The sequence below is a fragment of the Streptomyces sp. NPDC039480 genome, from assembly GCF_055597165.1.
Map to the genome: position 1 here is coordinate 543,129 of NZ_JBVITX010000005.1, position 16,169 is coordinate 559,297.

Annotated in this window: 15 protein-coding genes and 1 riboswitch; of the genes, 5 read left to right on the plus strand and 10 right to left on the minus strand. The window is 72.4% G+C overall.

Translation table 11 applies throughout. The annotated features are described in order from the left end of the window. Positions 1-20: 20 nt before the first annotated feature. The 5 genes from ACZ56E_RS19380 to thiO all read right to left on the minus strand — a co-directional run bounded on the left by ACZ56E_RS19380 (position 21) and on the right by thiO (position 5,385). Positions 21-905 (minus strand): deoxyribonuclease IV, encoded by an 885-nt coding sequence (locus ACZ56E_RS19380; protein WP_471215588.1) that lies wholly within the window; start codon positions 903-905, stop codon positions 21-23. Positions 906-1,005: 100 nt separating this feature from the next. Next, positions 1,006-2,982 (minus strand): Stk1 family PASTA domain-containing Ser/Thr kinase, encoded by a 1,977-nt coding sequence (gene pknB, locus ACZ56E_RS19385; protein ID WP_471215590.1) that lies wholly within the window; start codon positions 2,980-2,982, stop codon positions 1,006-1,008. Positions 2,983-3,166: 184 nt separating this feature from the next. Next, positions 3,167-3,961 carry a thiazole synthase gene (locus ACZ56E_RS19390; protein WP_471215592.1) on the minus strand — a complete coding sequence of 265 codons (795 nt, stop codon included), beginning with the start codon at positions 3,959-3,961 and terminating at the stop codon, positions 3,167-3,169. 6 nt (positions 3,962-3,967) lie between these two features. Further along, entirely contained in the window at positions 3,968-4,180 is a 213-nt protein-coding gene (gene thiS / locus ACZ56E_RS19395) for a sulfur carrier protein ThiS (RefSeq protein ID WP_398307159.1), read from the minus strand. Next, the gene (gene thiO, locus ACZ56E_RS19400) at positions 4,177-5,385 is read right to left on the minus strand and encodes a glycine oxidase ThiO (protein ID WP_471215594.1); all 1,209 of its coding nucleotides are present in this window, start codon (positions 5,383-5,385) and stop codon (positions 4,177-4,179) included. The genes thiS and thiO overlap by 4 nt, the downstream gene beginning before the upstream one ends. Next, positions 5,383-5,496: riboswitch (TPP riboswitch) on the minus strand. It overlaps the preceding gene by 3 nt. 130 nt (positions 5,497-5,626) lie before the next feature. Between thiO and ACZ56E_RS19405 the strand changes: the two genes are divergently transcribed. The 5 genes from ACZ56E_RS19405 (at position 5,627) to ACZ56E_RS19425 (ending at position 10,066) form a co-directional block, all read left to right on the plus strand. Further along, positions 5,627-6,862, plus strand: coding sequence for an NAD(P)/FAD-dependent oxidoreductase (locus ACZ56E_RS19405; RefSeq protein ID WP_471215596.1), 1,236 nt, complete (start codon positions 5,627-5,629; stop codon positions 6,860-6,862). A gap of 51 nt (positions 6,863-6,913) precedes the next feature. Next, positions 6,914-7,279, plus strand: coding sequence for an Rv2175c family DNA-binding protein (locus tag ACZ56E_RS19410; protein ID WP_468609938.1), 366 nt, complete (start codon positions 6,914-6,916; stop codon positions 7,277-7,279). Between the two features lie 128 nt (positions 7,280-7,407). Continuing rightward, positions 7,408-8,058: a thiamine phosphate synthase gene (gene thiE, locus ACZ56E_RS19415; protein WP_468609936.1), complete on the plus strand. Its 651-nt coding sequence runs from the start codon at positions 7,408-7,410 to the stop codon at positions 8,056-8,058. Positions 8,059-8,161: 103 nt separating this feature from the next. Next, complete coding sequence (gene metF, locus ACZ56E_RS19420) at positions 8,162-9,079, plus strand: methylenetetrahydrofolate reductase [NAD(P)H] (RefSeq protein WP_468609935.1); 918 nt, start codon at positions 8,162-8,164, stop codon at positions 9,077-9,079. Between the two features lie 51 nt (positions 9,080-9,130). Then, positions 9,131-10,066, plus strand: a complete 936-nt coding sequence (locus ACZ56E_RS19425; RefSeq protein WP_471215599.1) for a hypothetical protein — start codon at positions 9,131-9,133, stop codon at positions 10,064-10,066. A gap of 10 nt (positions 10,067-10,076) precedes the next feature. Here ACZ56E_RS19425 and ACZ56E_RS19430 read toward each other — a convergent pair whose 3' ends face one another. The 5 genes from ACZ56E_RS19430 to ACZ56E_RS19450 form a co-directional block, all read right to left on the minus strand. Further along, positions 10,077-11,576, minus strand: coding sequence for a phytoene desaturase family protein (locus ACZ56E_RS19430; protein WP_471215601.1), 1,500 nt, complete (start codon positions 11,574-11,576; stop codon positions 10,077-10,079). A gap of 30 nt (positions 11,577-11,606) precedes the next feature. Beyond that, positions 11,607-12,221, minus strand: a complete 615-nt coding sequence (locus ACZ56E_RS19435; protein WP_398307172.1) for a DUF4126 domain-containing protein — start codon at positions 12,219-12,221, stop codon at positions 11,607-11,609. 365 nt (positions 12,222-12,586) lie between these two features. Then, entirely contained in the window at positions 12,587-13,207 is a 621-nt protein-coding gene (locus ACZ56E_RS19440; RefSeq protein ID WP_468609927.1) for a TetR/AcrR family transcriptional regulator, read from the minus strand. Between the two features lie 17 nt (positions 13,208-13,224). Then, entirely contained in the window at positions 13,225-15,309 is a 2,085-nt protein-coding gene (locus ACZ56E_RS19445; RefSeq protein WP_471215603.1) for a YhgE/Pip family protein, read from the minus strand. After that, positions 15,281-16,048: an ATP-binding cassette domain-containing protein gene (locus ACZ56E_RS19450; RefSeq protein ID WP_471215605.1), complete on the minus strand. Its 768-nt coding sequence runs from the start codon at positions 16,046-16,048 to the stop codon at positions 15,281-15,283. Before ACZ56E_RS19450 ends, ACZ56E_RS19445 begins: the two co-directional genes overlap by 29 nt. Positions 16,049-16,169: the final 121 nt, after the last annotated feature.

Consider the following 16,169-nt stretch of genomic DNA (forward strand, 5'->3'; position numbering starts at 1 on the left):
CCCCCGCTCACAGGTGCTTCTTACAGGCTCCTGAGCCCCTTCAGGCGCGCCACGTCCGCCGCGTGTCCCTCCTTGCCGCCGGGCGTCTCGATGACCAGCGGTACGCCGTCGGTGGCCGGGTGGACCATCAGCTCGCGGAAGGGCTCCTCGCCGATGTGGCCGGTGCCGATGTTCTCGTGGCGGTCCTTGTGGGCGCCGACGACGTCCTTGGAGTCGTTGGCGTGCACGAGCTTCAGACGGCCCTCGCCGACCGTGTCCACGAGGAGGTCCAGGGTCTGCTTCATGCCGCCCGGGCCCGCCAGGTCGTGGCCCGCCGCGTAGATGTGGCAGGTGTCCAGGCAGATGCCGAGCTTGGGGTGGGCGTCCAGCGCCTCGAAGTACGGGCCGAAGTCCCAGGTGCGGGAGCAGAGCGAGGCGCCCTGGCCCGCGGTCGACTCCAGGAGCAGGAACGGGTCGTCGTCGTGCGTCAGCTCGTCGAGGAGCGGCAGCATCCGGTCGCGCACCTGCTGCAGGGCGACGGCACGGTCCCGGCCGCCGGTCGCCGAGCCGGTGTGCACGACGACGCCGAGCGCCCCGATCTCGCGGGCCCTGCGCAGCGAGTGGCGCAGGGACTCCACGGACTTCTCGACGGTGGCCTCGGTGTGCGAGCCGAAGTTGATGAGGTAGGGCGCGTGGACGTACGCCGGGATGTTCTCGGCGGCGCAGGCCGCGCGGAACGCCTCGTCCTGCTTCGGGTTGCCGGGCGGGGTGGCCCAGCCCCGCGGGTTGGCGACGAAGACCTGCACGGCTTCGGCGCCGAGGTCACGGGCGTACGACAGACCGACGGAGGCGAGTCCGCCGGCCACCGGGACATGGCCGCCGACGGGATTGCGGGACACTGCGTTGGGGGACTTGTTGCTGCTCACGACGTCAAGGGTGGCACGCGCGCGTGGATGCTCCCGAACGGTCCGGGGAGCGGGGCGAGGGGCAGGGCGGGGGGCCGGGCCCGGGGGCCCGGCGCCCGGCTCAGCGGATCGTGATGGTGATCGTCGAGTTCTTCGGCGCCTTGTCGCCGCCGTCCACCGACTGCTTCTTCACGGTGTCCCCGAAGATGCCCAGCAGGCCGCGGTCCTCGTCGACCTCGAAGCCCGCGCCCTCAAGGGCCTCCCTGGCCTCGTCGACGCTCATGCCGGTGACGTCCGGCACCTCGACCATCGGCGGGCCCTTGGAGATCGTCAGCGTGACCGTGTCACCCTCGGCGACCGTCTCGTCCTGGGCGGGGGACTGCCTGACGACGTCGCCCTTGTCCTCGTCCGAGTGGATCCGCGACGGGGCGATCTCGACCTTGAGCCCGGCGTCCTCCAGATCCTCGGTGGCGTCGGCCTGGGAATCGCCCCGCACGTCGGGGATCTCGACCGGGCGGCCCTTGCTGACGACCAGGGCGACGGCGGAACCCGCCTTGCGGGTGAAGCCCGCCCGCGGGTCCGTGCCGATCACGGAGCCCTTGTCGACGGTCTCGCTGAAACGCTTGGTGACCATGCCCGGCGCGAGTCCGGAGTTCTTGAGCTCCTTCTTCGCCGTGGCCAGCGGGAGGCTCTTCACGTTCGGGACCTTCACGGTCTCGGGGCCCAGCGAGATGGTCAGCGTCACCCCGTCGTTCTGCCGGATGCGGTCGCCCGCCGAGGGGTCGCTGTCCATGACCGTGCCGCGCTTGTCCGTGTCGCTGTACTTGCGCTCGACGTCCTTCACTTCGAGCCCGGCCTCGTCGAGCCGCTTCTTCGCCTGCGCCTCGGTCTTCGCCAGGAGCGGCGGGACCTCCGTGAACTGGCCGGAATTGATGTACCAGATGCCCGTGCCGAGGCCCAGGACCAGCAGGACACCGGCTATGACCGCGATCGTGCGGCGGCGCGGGTCGAACCGCCGCCGGGAGGCCGGGGCGGCGGCGGGCGGTCCTGGCGGTCCTGGCGGCGGAGTCGTGAGAACACTGGTGCGGTTCAGCGCGTCCGCACCGCGCTGGGCCTCCGGCTCGCCCTCCGCGGGCAGCGAGAGCTGCACGGAGCGCGCCGCGCGCGGGATCACGCTCGTGCGGTCCCCGGAGGTGTCGCGGTGCTCGTCGTCCGTCGGGTGCGCCTGCGGCGGCACGGCGTCGAGCTGCTCCTCGGTCAGGCCGGCCCGCGCCTCCCTGAGCTGCGCGAGGAGCGCCACCGCGTCGTACGGACGGATGTCAGGGGTGCGCGCGGTGGCGGAAGCGACCAGCTCGTCGAGCGCGAAGGGGAGTCCGGGGACGGCCGCCGACGGGGGCGGCACGTCTTCGTTGAGGTGCTGGTAGAGGACCTGGGCGGGGGAGTCCCCGGAGTGCGGCTTGGCGCCGGTCAGCATCTCGTAGAGCACGACGCCGCACGCGTACACGTCCACGCGGGTGTCCGCCGTGCCGTGCTCGATCTGCTCGGGGGCGAGGTACGAGACGGTGCCGAGGACGGTGCCCGTGGTGTTCGTGACGGTGTCCACCGCGCGGACGAGCCCGAAGTCGGCGACCTTCACCCGGCCGTCGTCCCCTATGAGGACGTTCTCCGGCTTCATGTCGCGGTGCACGAACCCGGCGCGGTGCGCGGCGCCGAGCGCGGCGAGGACCGGCTCCAGGATGTCGAGGGCGGCCCGCGGCTGCAGGGCGCCGCGCTCGCGCAGGACGTCGCGCAGGGTGCAGCCCGCGATGTACTCCATCGCGAGATAGACGTACGACCCGTCGGTGCCCTGGTCGAACACACCGACCACGTTCGGATGCGAGAGGCGGGCCACCGACTTGGCCTCGCGGATGAAGCGGTCGACGAAGGAGGCGTCGGCCGCCAGCGTCGGATGCATCACCTTGAGCGCGAGCACGCGGTCGAGGCGGGTGTCCACGGCCCGGTAGACCGTGGCCATCCCGCCGACCGCGATGCGCCCGTCGATCCGGTAACGGCCGTCGAGCAGCTGCCCGACGAGCGGGTCCTGAAGGGTCGTGTCCACAGAGGGAGTCTACGAGCAGGCACCGACACCCCGGCCGGACGGGCGCGTACACGGCACTACTGCAGCCGAGCTGTGACAGGTGACGGGGCGACCGTGCCCCGTAAGGGGCGCGGGGAACTGCGCGACAAGCCCCCACCGGCGGACAGCTGCGAGCGAACAGGCCCTCCCTGGCACGGCAAGGACGTCAGAACGCGGGCCGCTCCGGATCGAGCCGGGCCATGCCCTCCGAGGGAGAGGACGCCTCCGCGAAGTGCCGCCGCGGAATCCGCCCGGCCCGGTGCGCGAGCCGCCCGGCCTCGACGCCGTGCCGCATCGCCTCGGCCATCAGGACCGGCTCCTGCGCCCGCGTCACCGCGGAGGCGAGCATCACGCCCGCACACCCCAGCTCCATCGCGATCGCCGCGTCGGACGCCGTGCCCGCCCCCGCGTCGAGGATCACCGGCACGCGCGCGTGCTCCACGATCAGCTGGAAGTTGTGCGGGTTGCGGATGCCGAGCCCGGAGCCGATGGGCGAGCCGAGCGGCATGATCGCCGCACACCCCACGTCCTCCAGCTTCCGCGCGAGCACCGGGTCGTCGTTCGTGTAGGGCAGGACGGTGAAACCGTCGTCCACCAGGGTCTCGGCGGCGTCCAGGAGCTCGATCGGATCGGGCAGCAGGGTGCGCTCGTCGGCGATCACCTCCAGCTTCACCAGGTCGGTGCCGAGCGCCTCGCGGGCAAGCCGGGCGGTGAGGACGGCCTCGCCGGCCGTGAAGCAGCCCGCCGTGTTGGGCAGGACGCGGATGCCGAGCCGGTCGAGGACGGAGAGCACGGAGCCCTGGACGCCCGGGTCGAGGCGGCGCATCGCGACGGTGGTCAGCTCCGTGCCGGACGCGATCAGGGACCGCTCCAGGACGTCGAGGCTGGGCGCCCCTCCCGTGCCCATGATCAGGCGCGCGGAGAGGGTGAGCCCGCCGATGACGAAGGGGTCGTCTGCCATGGTGGTTCAGCCTCCCTGGACGGCGGTGAGAATTTCGACGCGGTCGCCCGCGGCGAGCGTCGTGGTGGACCACTGCGCGCGCGGGACGACGGTTTCGTTGACGGCGGCGGCGACACCGGAGTGCGCCGAGGAGAGGGTGGCCACGACGGCTTCGAGCGTGGTGCCCGAGGCCACGTCGCGTGCTTCCCCATTGACGGAAACGGCGAAGGGCGTGCTCATGCGTGCTGCTCCGTGAAGTGCGGCGTGGCGGGAGGGGGTACGGGGGCGGGCCCGGCGAAGCGGCGCGGGGTGAACGGACGCGCCACGTCCGGCAGTTCACCGGTGGTCAGGGCGTGCGCCATGACGTCCCCCGTGAGGGGCGTCAGCAGGACGCCGTTGCGGTGGTGGCCGGTGGCCAGGTGGAGTCCGGCGAGCCGCGTCGGGCCGAGCAGCGGCGCGTTGTCGGGGGAGCCGGGGCGCAGGCCCGCGCGGGTCTCGGTCAGCGGCAGTTCCGTGATGCCGGGGACCAGTTCGTGCGCGTCCCGCAGGAGTTCGTAGACGCCCCCGGCGGTCACCGTGGTGTCCCAGCCGAGCTCCTCGCTGGTCGCGCCGACGACGAGCTCGCCGTTCTCGCGCGGCACGAGGTAGACGTGGCTGCCGCGCACCACGGCCCGCACGGTGCGGCTCAGGAACGGCGCGTACGGCTTCGGCACCGTCAGCCGCAGAACCTGGCCCTTCACGGGCCGCACGGGCGGCAGGACGTCCTCCGGGACACCCCCGAGGCGCCCGCTGAGGCTGCCCGCCGCGAGCACGGTCAGGCCCGCGCCCAGCTCGGTGCCGTCCGCGAGGACGACGCCGCACGCCCGGTCGCGTACGACCGAGAGGCGCTCGGCCCACGCGCGGTGGAAGGCCACACCGGCCCGCTCGCAGGCCACCACGAGCGCCGCCGCGAGCCTGCGCGGGTCGACCTGGTGGTCGCCGTCGACCCGCAGCCCGCCGCGTACGCCCGGAGCGAGCATCGGTTCGAGACGGCGGCACTCGCGGCCGCTCAGCCACTCGGACTCCAGCCCCGAACGGCGCTGCAGGGCGTGCAGTTCGCGCAGATGTGCGCGGTCGTCCGAGTCGAGCGCGACGGCGAGCGTGCCGCACGCGCGATAGCCGAGGTCCTGGCCGCTCGCCTCGGTCAGCTCGGCGGCGAAGGCGGGGTAGCGGCGGGCGGACTCGACGTTGATGCCGAGCAGCGTCTGCTCGCCGTAGTGGAGTTCGGTGACGGCGGCCAGCATGCCCGCCGCGACCTGCGCGGCGCCCCCGCCCGGCGCGGGGTCGACGAGCGCGACGGAAAGCCCGCGCTGGGCGGCCCGCCAGGCCGTGACCAGGCCGATGACGCCGCCTCCGACGACAAGGACGTCAGAGGTGGCGGATGGTGGTGTCGTACGTGGATGCATGGGCGTCCAGCCCCTCCCTTCGCCGGCATGACCCGGATCAGGTTCGTACGGTCGGAGGCCGTCCCAGCCTCCCTCTCAGCCCGGTGCGCCCGGGCTCCCGCGAGTGCTCTGCACCGGCCACCCTAGCCCGTCGCTTCGCGCGGCAGTAGGGGAGCTGTCCGGGTATGGGCGGTGACGGTGTGTCAGAGATCTCCCCGCAGCCATCTGAGGCCGCCACGGGCCGCCGCCCTACAGTGATCGGGTGAGCGAGCAGCAGAGGCAGAGCGGAAATCAGCGGCACGCGGAGCGGCGCGTCGTCATCGTCGGAGCCGGCATGGCCGGGGTGCAGACCGCGGTGGCCCTGCGGGAACAGGGGTTCGCCGGCCCGGTCACCCTCGTCGGGGCGGAGCCGCACCAGCCGTACGACAGGCCGCCGCTGTCCAAGGCGGTGCTGCTCGGCAAGGCGGAGGGCTCCGCCTTCGACATCGACTTCGAGGCGCTCGGCATCGAGCTGGTCCTGGGCCGCGCGGTCACCGGCGTGCGCCCCGCCGACCACGAGCTGGACACCGCAGAGGGCCCCCTCGCGTACGACGTGCTGGTCCTCGCGACCGGCGCCGAGCCGATCCGGCTGCCCGGCACCGAGGGAGTCCCAGGCGTCCACCTCCTGCGCACCCTGGACGACGCCGAGCGGCTGCGCCCGGTCCTCGCCGAGCAGCAGGAGGTCGTGGTCGTCGGGGCGGGCTGGATCGGCGCGGAGTTCGCGACCGCCGCGCGCGAGGCGGGCTGTTCCGTCACCGTGGTCGAGGCCGCCGCACGGCCGCTCGCCGGAGCGCTGCCCGAGGAGGTCGCGGCCCCCATGACGGGCTGGTACGCGGACTCCGGAGCGGTCCTGCGCACCCACGCGCGCGTGGAGCGTGTCGAGCCGGGCACGGTCGTCCTGTCCGACGGGACCCGGCTGCCCGCGGGCGCCGTCGTCGTCGGCATCGGGGCGCGGCCCGCGACGGCCTGGCTGGCCGGCTCCGACATCGAGCTGGGCAGCCACAGGGAGGTCGTGGCCGACGACGGCCTGCGCACCTCGGCGCCCGACGTGTACGCGGTCGGCGACTGCTCCTCCTTCCCTTCGGGAAGGTACGGCGAGCGTCTGCTCGTGCACCACTGGGACAACGCGCTGCAGGGCCCGCGGACGGTGGCGGCGAACATCATCGGTGAGACCCCCGCGGCGTACGACCCCGTGCCGTACTTCTGGTCGGAGCAGTTCGGCCGCTTCGTGCAGTACGCGGGCCACCACGCCTCGGCGGACGAGCTGGTGTGGCGCGGCGACCCGACGGGTGTGGCCTGGTCGGTGTGCTGGCTGCGGGAGGGCGCCCTGGTGGCGGTCCTCGCGGTGGGCCGCCCCAGGGACCTGGCCCAGGGCCGCAAGCTGATCGAGTCGGGCGCCCGTCTCGACCCCACGCTGACGGCGGACCCCGCGGTCCCCTTGAAGAAGGCGGTCCGGTAGCCGGACGGCCGCCGTCCGGTGCGTGTCACCGGCCAGAGATACGCTGGGACGGTGACCGAGATTGACGCAAAGACTGACGCTCTTGTCCCCGCCTGGCTGCACCTCCCCGACATCGCGGAAATGCTCGATGTCGAGGTGACCCGCGTGCGCCAGCTGGTCAAGGAGGGCCAGCTGATCGCCGTACGCCGTGGGGAGAACCGGGCGCTCCAGGTGCCCGCCGCCTTCATCGACGGCGACAAGGTCGTCAAGGGCCTGGCCGGCACCCTGACGCTCCTGAGGGACGACGGCTTCTCCGACGAGGAGATGCTCGAATGGCTCTTCACCCCCGACCCGAGCCTGCCCGGCACCCCCGTGCAGGCACTGGGCGAGAATCGCGGCACGGAGGTGAAGCGCCGCGCCCAGGCGCTCGCCGTCTGAGCAGGCGCAAGACCGTCTGACCTGCACAACCGTCCGGTGAACCGGACGACACACCGTCCGGTGTGCCGGGGCGCCGCGTGACGCCACGCGGCGGCCCGGCACACCACCGACAACGGGGGGACTTCTCCATGGCCGTCGACCACCGCACCCGGCTCGCGGACGCCCGGCTCTATCTCTGCACGGACGCCCGCAGGCGCCAGGGGGACCTCCCGGAGTTCCTGGACGCCGTCCTCGCGGGCGGCGTCGACATCGTGCAGCTGCGCGACAAGGGCATGGAGGCAGGCGAGGAGCTGGCGCACCTCCAGGTCTTCGCCGACGCCGCACGGCGGCACGGCAAGCTCTTCGCGGTGAACGACCGCGCGGACGTCGCGCACGCCGCGGGCGCCGACGTGCTGCACCTCGGCCAGGGCGATCTGCCCGTCCCTGCGGCCCGCGCCCTGCTCGGCGAGGACGTCCTCATCGGCCGCTCCACGCACGCCGAGTCGGAGGCCGCCGCGGCCGCCGTCCAGGAGGGCGTGGACTACTTCTGCACGGGACCGTGCTGGCCCACGCCCACCAAGCCGGGCCGCCACGCCCCGGGCCTCGACCTGGTCAGGTACACGGCCTCGCTCGGCACGGACCGGCCCTGGTTCGCCATCGGCGGCATCGACGCGGGCAATCTGGACGAGGTGCTGGAGGCCGGTGCGCGGCGCGTCGTCGTCGTGCGGGCGATCACCGAGGCCGACGACCCCGGAGCCGCCGCCGCGGAGTTCGCGAAGCGGCTCCGCACATCTGTCTGAGCAACAGCCCGGGAGTGTCCGATCCGTGGACAACAAAGCGGCAAATCGGCTGAATCTCCCAGGTCTGGTTGGGGGACCGTCGCGGCCTGGCTAACCTGCCCGTATGGCCTCAGGCACAGCTTCGACCAGGACTGACCGTGCGCGCACGGTGCGCGACATGCTCGCGACCGGGAAAACGACATTTTCGTTCGAGTTCTCCGCCCCGAAAACCCCCAAGGGCGAGCGGAACCTCTGGAACGCGCTGCGGCGGGTCGAGGCGGTCGCACCGGACTTCGTCTCCGTGACCTACGGCGCGGGCGGCTCGACGCGCACCGGCACGGTCAAGGAGACCCAGCAGATCGTCGCCGACACGACCCTGACGCCCGTCGCGCACCTGACAGCGGTCGACCACTCCGTGGCCGAGCTGCGCAACATCATCGGGCAGTACGCGGACGCCGGGATCCGGAACATGCTCGCGGTCCGCGGCGACCCGCCCGGCGACCCGCTCGGCGACTGGATCGCGCACCCCGAGGGCCTCACCTACGCCGCCGAACTGGTCGAGCTCATCAAGGAGTCCGGCGACTTCTGCGTGGGCGTCGCCGCCTTCCCCGCGATGCATCCGCGCTCGCCCGACTGGGAGTCCGACACCCGGCACTTCATCGACAAGTGCCGGGCCGGCGCGGATTACGCGATCACGCAGATGTTCTTCGACCCCGAGGAATATCTGCGGCTGCGCGACCGCGTCGAGGCGGCGGGCTGCCGGACGCCGATCATCCCCGAGATGATGCCGGTCACCAACGTCCGCCAGCTCGACCGGCTGCCGCAGCTCAGCAACGCCGTGTTCCCGGCCGAGCTGAAAGAGCGGATCCTCGCGGTCAAGGACGATCCCGCCGCTGTACGCTCCATTGGCATCGAGTTCGCGACGGAGTTCTGCGCGCGATTGCTGGCCGAAGGCGTGCCCGGTCTGCACTTCATCACGCTGAACAACTCCACGGCGACGCTGGAAATCTACGAGAATCTGGGCCTGCACCACCAGGCCTGAACGGTCGTACCCGCACCCGAGGGGCGGCGGCCGTAGGGGAGAGGGGCGTACATGGGCTGGACGGTCCTCTACATCGCGTTCGGATGCGTCGCGCTGTGGCTGCTCGGCGAGGTGCTGCTGCAGTACAAGGCGAGGCTGCGCTGGCGCCTGCTCGCCTTCGTGGGCTTCCTCGGCGTCGTCGTCGGTGTGCTGATCCCGGAGGTGTGGATCATCGGGATCGGCGCCATCGCGTTCGCCACGGGCCAGACGTACGTGACGATGTCGTTCCGCCAGGGCTTCTCCACCGGCTGGGCGCTCGGCGGGCGGCCGGGCCCGAGCAAGCGCCGCAAGCGGCCGACGCGGGCCGCGGCGGCCGTGCAGGAACCGACGCTCCAGGTCTCCGACCTGGAGGTCTCCGACCGGGGAGCGGCCGATCCGGACGTCTCCGGCCCGGCCTACGACCAGGTTCCGCCGCCGCCCGCGCACGGCCCGGACATCCCCGTCGGCGGGATATACGAACCGGAGCCGCTGCCCGACGACACCGGGCAGTACGGCGTGTACAGCGACGCGGCCTATGCCCCGCCGAGCGCGGGCGACCCCCACCAGAGCGACGGCTACGGCTACGACGCCGCGGCCTACACGGGCTTCGACCCGCTCCACACCCAGCAGCAGACCCAGCAGAATTACGCGTACGACGAGACCGGCCAGCAGCAGTACGCCGCCTACTCCGACCCGTACATCGGCACGCAGACCTACGGCGCGCGGCAGAGCTACGACACCTACGGCGACCCGCAGCAGTACGCCCCGTACGGCGGCGACACCTACAGCGGCTCCCTCGGCGGTACGTACGAGGACACGCCGCCCGGCGGTGTCTGGGTGCCGCAGCAGCGCACCACCGACGACCAGTACGGCGGCGAACTGCCGCCCGAGCAGCCGCACCCCCCGTACCAGGACGGAGCGGCCGGGTACGACGGGCAGGGTTACAACGAGCAGCAGTACCGCTACTGAGGCGCGGGGCTCACTGGGAGCCGCGGAACTCCGGGCCCTCCACGATCAGGCCCGCGACGAGCGTGCCCGACATGCCCGCGTGCGGGAGGCCGCCGCCGGGGTGTGCCCAGCCGCCCACGGCGAACAGGCCCGGGAGACGCGTGCTGTTGGCGGGGTGCAGCAGCTTCCCGCCGGCCGCCGCGAGCGCCGGGGCCGGGACCGCGCCGCCGTCGGCGCCGGTGGCCTCTGCGACATCGGCCGGGGTGCGGACCTCGTGCCAGAGGAGGCGGCTCCGGAGGTCCGGGACCACGGTCTCGGCGCGAGATATCACCCGCTCCACGTCCGCCGGGGTGACCTCCAGGTGCGCGGGCACCGTCACCGTGAGCGTCACCGCCTCGTGCGCGCCGTCCGGCGTCAGCTCCGGGTCGTCGGGGCGCAGCACGGCGACGGTGGGTGAGGCGGGGAGGCCGGGCCGCTCGCCGAAGAGGCGGTCGAGCTCGTCCTGCCGGTCGGCCGAGTGCAGCACCGTCCGCAGCGGGGTGCCCTCGGGGCGCGCCCCGGACAGCGCCAGCAGCACCGTCAGCCGGCTGGGCATGCCCGAGCGCGCGGGGACGTCGCCCGCCGCCCGCAGGTCCCTGCCGGGCAGCATGCCGTCCAAGAGCGTGGGGGCCACGCCGGCGACCACGAAGTCCGCGTCCACGACGGTGCCGTCCGCGAGCTCCACGCCCGCCGCCCGACCGTCCTTCTCGACGATCCGCGTCACCGCCGAGCCGAACACGAACTCGACCCGCCGGGTCACACACCGCTCGTACACCGCACGGGCCAGGGCGCGCATGCCGCCCCGCGCCGACCAGGTGCCGAAGGTCTGCTCCAGATAGGGCAGGACGGCCGCGCTCGCCGGTGTCGCGCGGGGATCCAGGCCGTGCGCGAGGGCGAACTGCTCCAGGAGCGCGATCAGCCGCGGGTCGCCGCCCAGCTCCAGCTCGCCGACCTCGCCGAGCGTCACCGCGCGGCGCTCGCGGCGCAGCAGGCGCTTGAGCGGCACCGAGGGATACGGCTCGCGATCGGCGAGCACCTCCCAGTTCGGCCAGAGGGGCTCTTCCAGGAGGGGGCGGCGGGTGCGGTCCCAGGCCTCCCTGGCGCGGTTCATGAACGCCGACCAGCGCGCGCCCGCGCCCTCGCCGAGCGCCGTGTCCAGAGCCTCGCCCACGCCCGCCCGCGAGGCGTTCGGCAGGTCGGCCGCGGTGCCGTCCGCGAAGACGTGGCGCACGGCGGGCTCCACCTGGGAGAGCTCGACGCACTTCTCCAGAGGCTCCTTGCCCGTCTTGACGAACAAGTCGCGGTAGACCGCGGGGAGCTGGAGCAGTCCCGGTCCGGTGTCGAAGGCGAAGCCGTCCCGCTCGACGCGGCCGAGCGCGCCGCCGTACGTCCCACCGCGTTCGTACACCACCACCCGGTGGCCAGCGACGGCCAGCCGGGCGGCCGCCGTCATCGCGCCGAGACCGGCGCCGATCACCACAATCCGTGCCATGCCAGGGACTTTATCGGCAGCCACCGACAGTCACGGCGGCGGTGGCCCGGTCCGCTCCGCGAGACGCTTCTCCTCGCGCCGCTGCGCCCTGCGCCGCAGGAACCGCCGGATCCGCGAGACGAGGAAGAACAGCAGGAACAGGCCGAGCAGGAGCAGCACGGCCGCGATGATCGCGGCGGCCTCCGGGTAGAACATCGCGAAGCTGATGACGCCGCCGACGCCGAGATCCTCGGCCGTGCTCATCACGACGTTGCTGAACGGCTCCGGCGAGGTGTTGATCGCCATCCGGGTGCCGGCCTTCACCGCATGGCTGGCCAGCGCGGTCGTGCCGCCCACCGCGCCCGCGGCCAGGTCGGGCAGGGACCCGCTCTGCCCCGCGAGGAGCGCACCCACCACGGCGCCGGAGACCGGCCGGATCACGGTGTGCGCCGTGTCCCAGACCGAATCGACGTACGGGATCTTGTCGGCGACGGCCTCGCACACGAAGAGCACACCGGCCGCGATCAGCACATCGGGCCGCTGCAGCGCCTCGGGGACCTCGTCGCTGACTCCGGTCGCGCCGAAGACGCCGAGCAGCAGGACAACGGCGTACGCGTTGATCCCGCTCGCCCAGCCGCTGGTGAACACCAGGGGGAGTACGGACACGGACGTGATCGTAACCAGTCGGGGGCGAAGCGGCCTGGAGATGAGTGCGTACGCCTGAGTATCCGTACCTAGTGGGTGAGATGAGTACGTGCGCGGATGGGGCTCCACCTGCGGAGACGGAAGAGTATGGGGCACGGAGAAGGGCGCGGTACGGGTACCGCCGACACGGGGCGGCGGAACGGTGCCGCGCCCTTGGCCGCTCCTCCCGCCGAACGGGCGGGAGCGAGGTACGGGGGTGACTCGGGGGGACGACCAAACGGGGGTCGCACGGGGGTCACGGGGGGACACGAAGAAAGCGCCGGTCCGGTGCCGCCCGGGAACGGGGGGACACCGGACCGGCGCCGTCGTGCGGAGTTTTCGTGTCCCTACGCGCGCGTGCCGCTGACCCGGCCCTGCAGCAGCCGCGAAAGGGCCGCGTGCACGTCGTCCAGCGAGCGCTCCGGCTGGAAGGCCTGCCAGTCCAGCGCGGCCACCAGGACCATGCCGACGAGCGCGGCGGCCGTCAGCGGGATGTCGATCTCCTCGCTCAGCTCGCCGTTGTCCACGCCCGCCCGCAGCACGTCCTCGACCACCGCGACGGCCTGCTGCCTGACCACGAGCAGCGTGGACTGCCAGGCGCGGTTGGTGCGCCACAGCTCGGCGACGTACAGCTGGGTGAAGGCCGGATAGCGGTTGATGAAGACCAGACCCGCGCGGATCATCGCGTCCAGGGCGTCGACCCTGCTGCCGCCGCTCCTGTCGGCGTCCTCCGCGGCCTCCTTCAGGGAGGCGGTCAGCAGACCGACGCCGTGCCGCAGCAACTCTTCGAAGAGGACCGATTTGCTCGCGAAGTTGTAGTAGACGGTGCCCTTCGCGACGCCGGCCCGTTCGGCGATCTCGTCGACCGTCGTGGCCGAGAAACCCTGCTCGGCGATGAGGGTGACGGCGGCCTCGTAGAGCTTCTGCCGAGTGGCCTCGCGGCGGGTGCTGACTGCACTGCTGTCCATGGTCCTGATTCTCACACTCACAGGGTCAGCTCCGGGTGCAGCCGGTCCAGGGTCCACACCTGCTTGCGGCGCGCGGACAGGGCGGTCAGCGCGAGGGCGCCCACGGTGAAGGCCGACAGGACCGCGCAACCCTGCCAGACGGGGCCGAGGCCACCGCCCGTGATGAGTCTCCGGAGAGCCTCGACGACGTAACTCATCGGCAAGAAGGGGTGGATCGCGCCGAAGAAGCCGGGGCTCGTCTGCACGGGGTACGTGCCGCCCGCCGACGTCAGCTGCAGCATCAGCGCGGCGAGGACGAGGATCCGCCCGGCCGCTCCGAAGCGGGCGTTGAGCCACTGCACGATCGCCGCGAAGCACGCGGTCACCAGGCAGAGGAAGCCCACCGTCCCGGCCGCCCTGGCCATCTCCAGGCCGAGCCCCCAGTGCAGGACCGAGAGCAGGGCCGCGGTCTGGAGCACGCCGAGGGCGGCCACCGGCAGCCAGCCCGCGATGGCGATGCGCCACGCGGAGGCGCCCGCCGCGAGCGCGCGCCGGTTGAGCGGCTGGATCAGCATGTACGCCACCATCGCGCCGACCCACAGGGACAGCGGGATGAAGTACGGCGCGAAGCCCGTGCCGTAGTTGGGGGCCTTGTGCATCGACTGGGAGGCGAGCTGGACGGGGTCGGACATGACTCCGGTGCGCTCGTCACGGTCCTTCTTGTCGTAGTCCGGGATCTTCTTGACGCCGTCGTGCAGCCCGCCGGACAGCTTCGCGGAGCCGTCGGCCAGCTTGAACATGCCGCCCTTGAGATCGCCCGCGCCCGTCTCCAGCTTGCCGATGCCCGTGTCGAGGTCGTCCGCGCCGGTCTTGGCGGTGCCGAGGCCGGTGTGGAGCTTCTTGGCGCCCTTGGCGACCTTGCCCGCGCCCTTGTTGAGGTCGTTGATCTGTGTGACGGCGGTGTTCAGGTCCTCGTCGAGGTGCGGGGCGCGGTCGGCGAGGTCCTGGGACTTCTTCTGCAGCGTGGCCAGGTGCCTGTCGAGCTTCTTGACGTCGCTGTTCTGGTCCTTGATCACGGCGTTCATGTCGTCCGCGATGGTCGACACGTTCTCCGCGGCCTTCTTGGCCTCCTTGAACGCCGGGCAGCCGGGGTCGGGAACAGGGGCCTTGACGCACTGCTTCGTATAGAAGTCGTCCATGACCCGCGAGGCCTTCTCGGCGCCCTCGGCCGCGCCGGGCGCGACCTTGACCCAGGTGCCCAGGTGGCGGCGCATCGCCTTGGAGGAGTCGGCGACGAGCTGGGCCGTGTGGCCGATGCTCCTGCCGTTGTCCTTCAGGAAGGGCCGCACCTTGTCCGCCGCGCCGTTGACCCGGTCGGCCAACTTCTGCGTGCCGTCCGCGACCTTCTTCGAGCCGTCCTCGAGCTTGCCCGCGCCCGTGTGGAGCTTCTTCACACCCCCGGCGAGGTCCCCGCTGCCCTTCTTGGCGTCCTTCAGGCCGTTCGCGAGGTCCTTGGTGCCCTTCTTCGCCTTGCCGATGCCGTCGTCCAGCTTGTCGGCGCCGTCGGCGGCCTTCTGCGTCGCTCCGTGGATGTCGGAGAACGAGATGAAGATCTTGTCGAGGAAGGAACGCGACGCCTTCGTGGACGCGGCGGAGCGCACCTCGGAGAAGACCGTCCGGGAGATCTGCCCGACGATGTAGTTGTTGGCGTCGTTCGTGCGCACCCGCAGGGCGCCCGTCTCCGGAGAGTCCCCCGAACTCGACGCGATGCGCTTGCTGAAGTCCGTGGGCATGGTCAGCGACAGGTAGTACGTCCCGTCCTCCACGCCCTTGCGCGCCTCGGCGTCACTCACCTCGTGCCACTCGAAGGTCTTGCTGTCGCGCAGCCCCTCGACGATGTTGTCGCCCGCCGCGAGCTTCTTGCCCTGCGCGGTGGCTCCCTTGTCGTCGTTGACGAGCGCCACGGGGATGCGGTTCAGGTGGCCGTACGGATCCCAGAACGACCACAGGTACAGCGCGCCGTAGAGCAGGGGGAGCAGCAGGAGGGCGCCGAGCGCGGCCCGCGGCAGCTTCCCCCTGCCGAAGCGCCTGAGCTCAAGCGCGGCCAGTTTCGGGGAGCGCATCCGCCGTCTCCTTGTCGTCGTCGGTACGGCGGGTGGTGTCGGTGCGGACCACGACCGCGCCCTCGGGAGCCTCGCTGCACACCGCGATGACGGTCGTGCCGCGCTCCGTGAGGGACTGCAACATCCCCCACGCCTCGGCCCGTTCGGCGTCCGAGAGCTTCAGGTCGGTGTCGTCGACCCCGAGCACGCGCGGCCGGCCGATCAGGGCCAGGGCCACGGAGAGCCGCAGGGCCTCGAGCCGCTCCAAGTCGCGCACGGAGGTCCGCCGCCCCTTGGGCAGGCTCTCCGTGTCGAGCCCGGCGGCGGCCAGCGCGGTCTCGACGCGCAGCCGCGTCTCTGCCGCCCGCTCGGCGCGGGGCCGCAGCAGACCGCGCAGCGACCCGCCGAACCGCCGCTCCAGGAGCGCCCGTTCGTGCAGGTGCTCGGCGACGGTCAGGGCCGGGTCCAGGTCGGTGACGCCGGGCACGGGCCCGAGCCCGCTGATCCGGCGCACTGCGGCCAACTGCCCGGGCAGGCGGAAGCGGCCCACGGACGCGTGGCCCTCGGTGGCACGCATACGTCCCGTGAGCGCGAGCAGAAGACAGGTGCGGCCGGAACCGGACGGGCCCTCCAGCGCGATCAGCGCCCCGGGCCCCGCATCGATCCCGATGCCGCGGAACGCCCAGCCCCGCGGTCCCTCGAGCCCGAACTCCTCGGCGGTGACGGCGGCTCCGCGCGCGCCGTCGGTCGAACCGTCCACAGTCCCCCCTGCCCCTCCATCGAGCCGGCCGACAACGGACCGGCTTTTGAACTGACTGGTCAGTACAAAAGTAAGCCCGAACCGGCGATCGAGGCAAAGCCCCAGGTCAGCGCCGATTGTC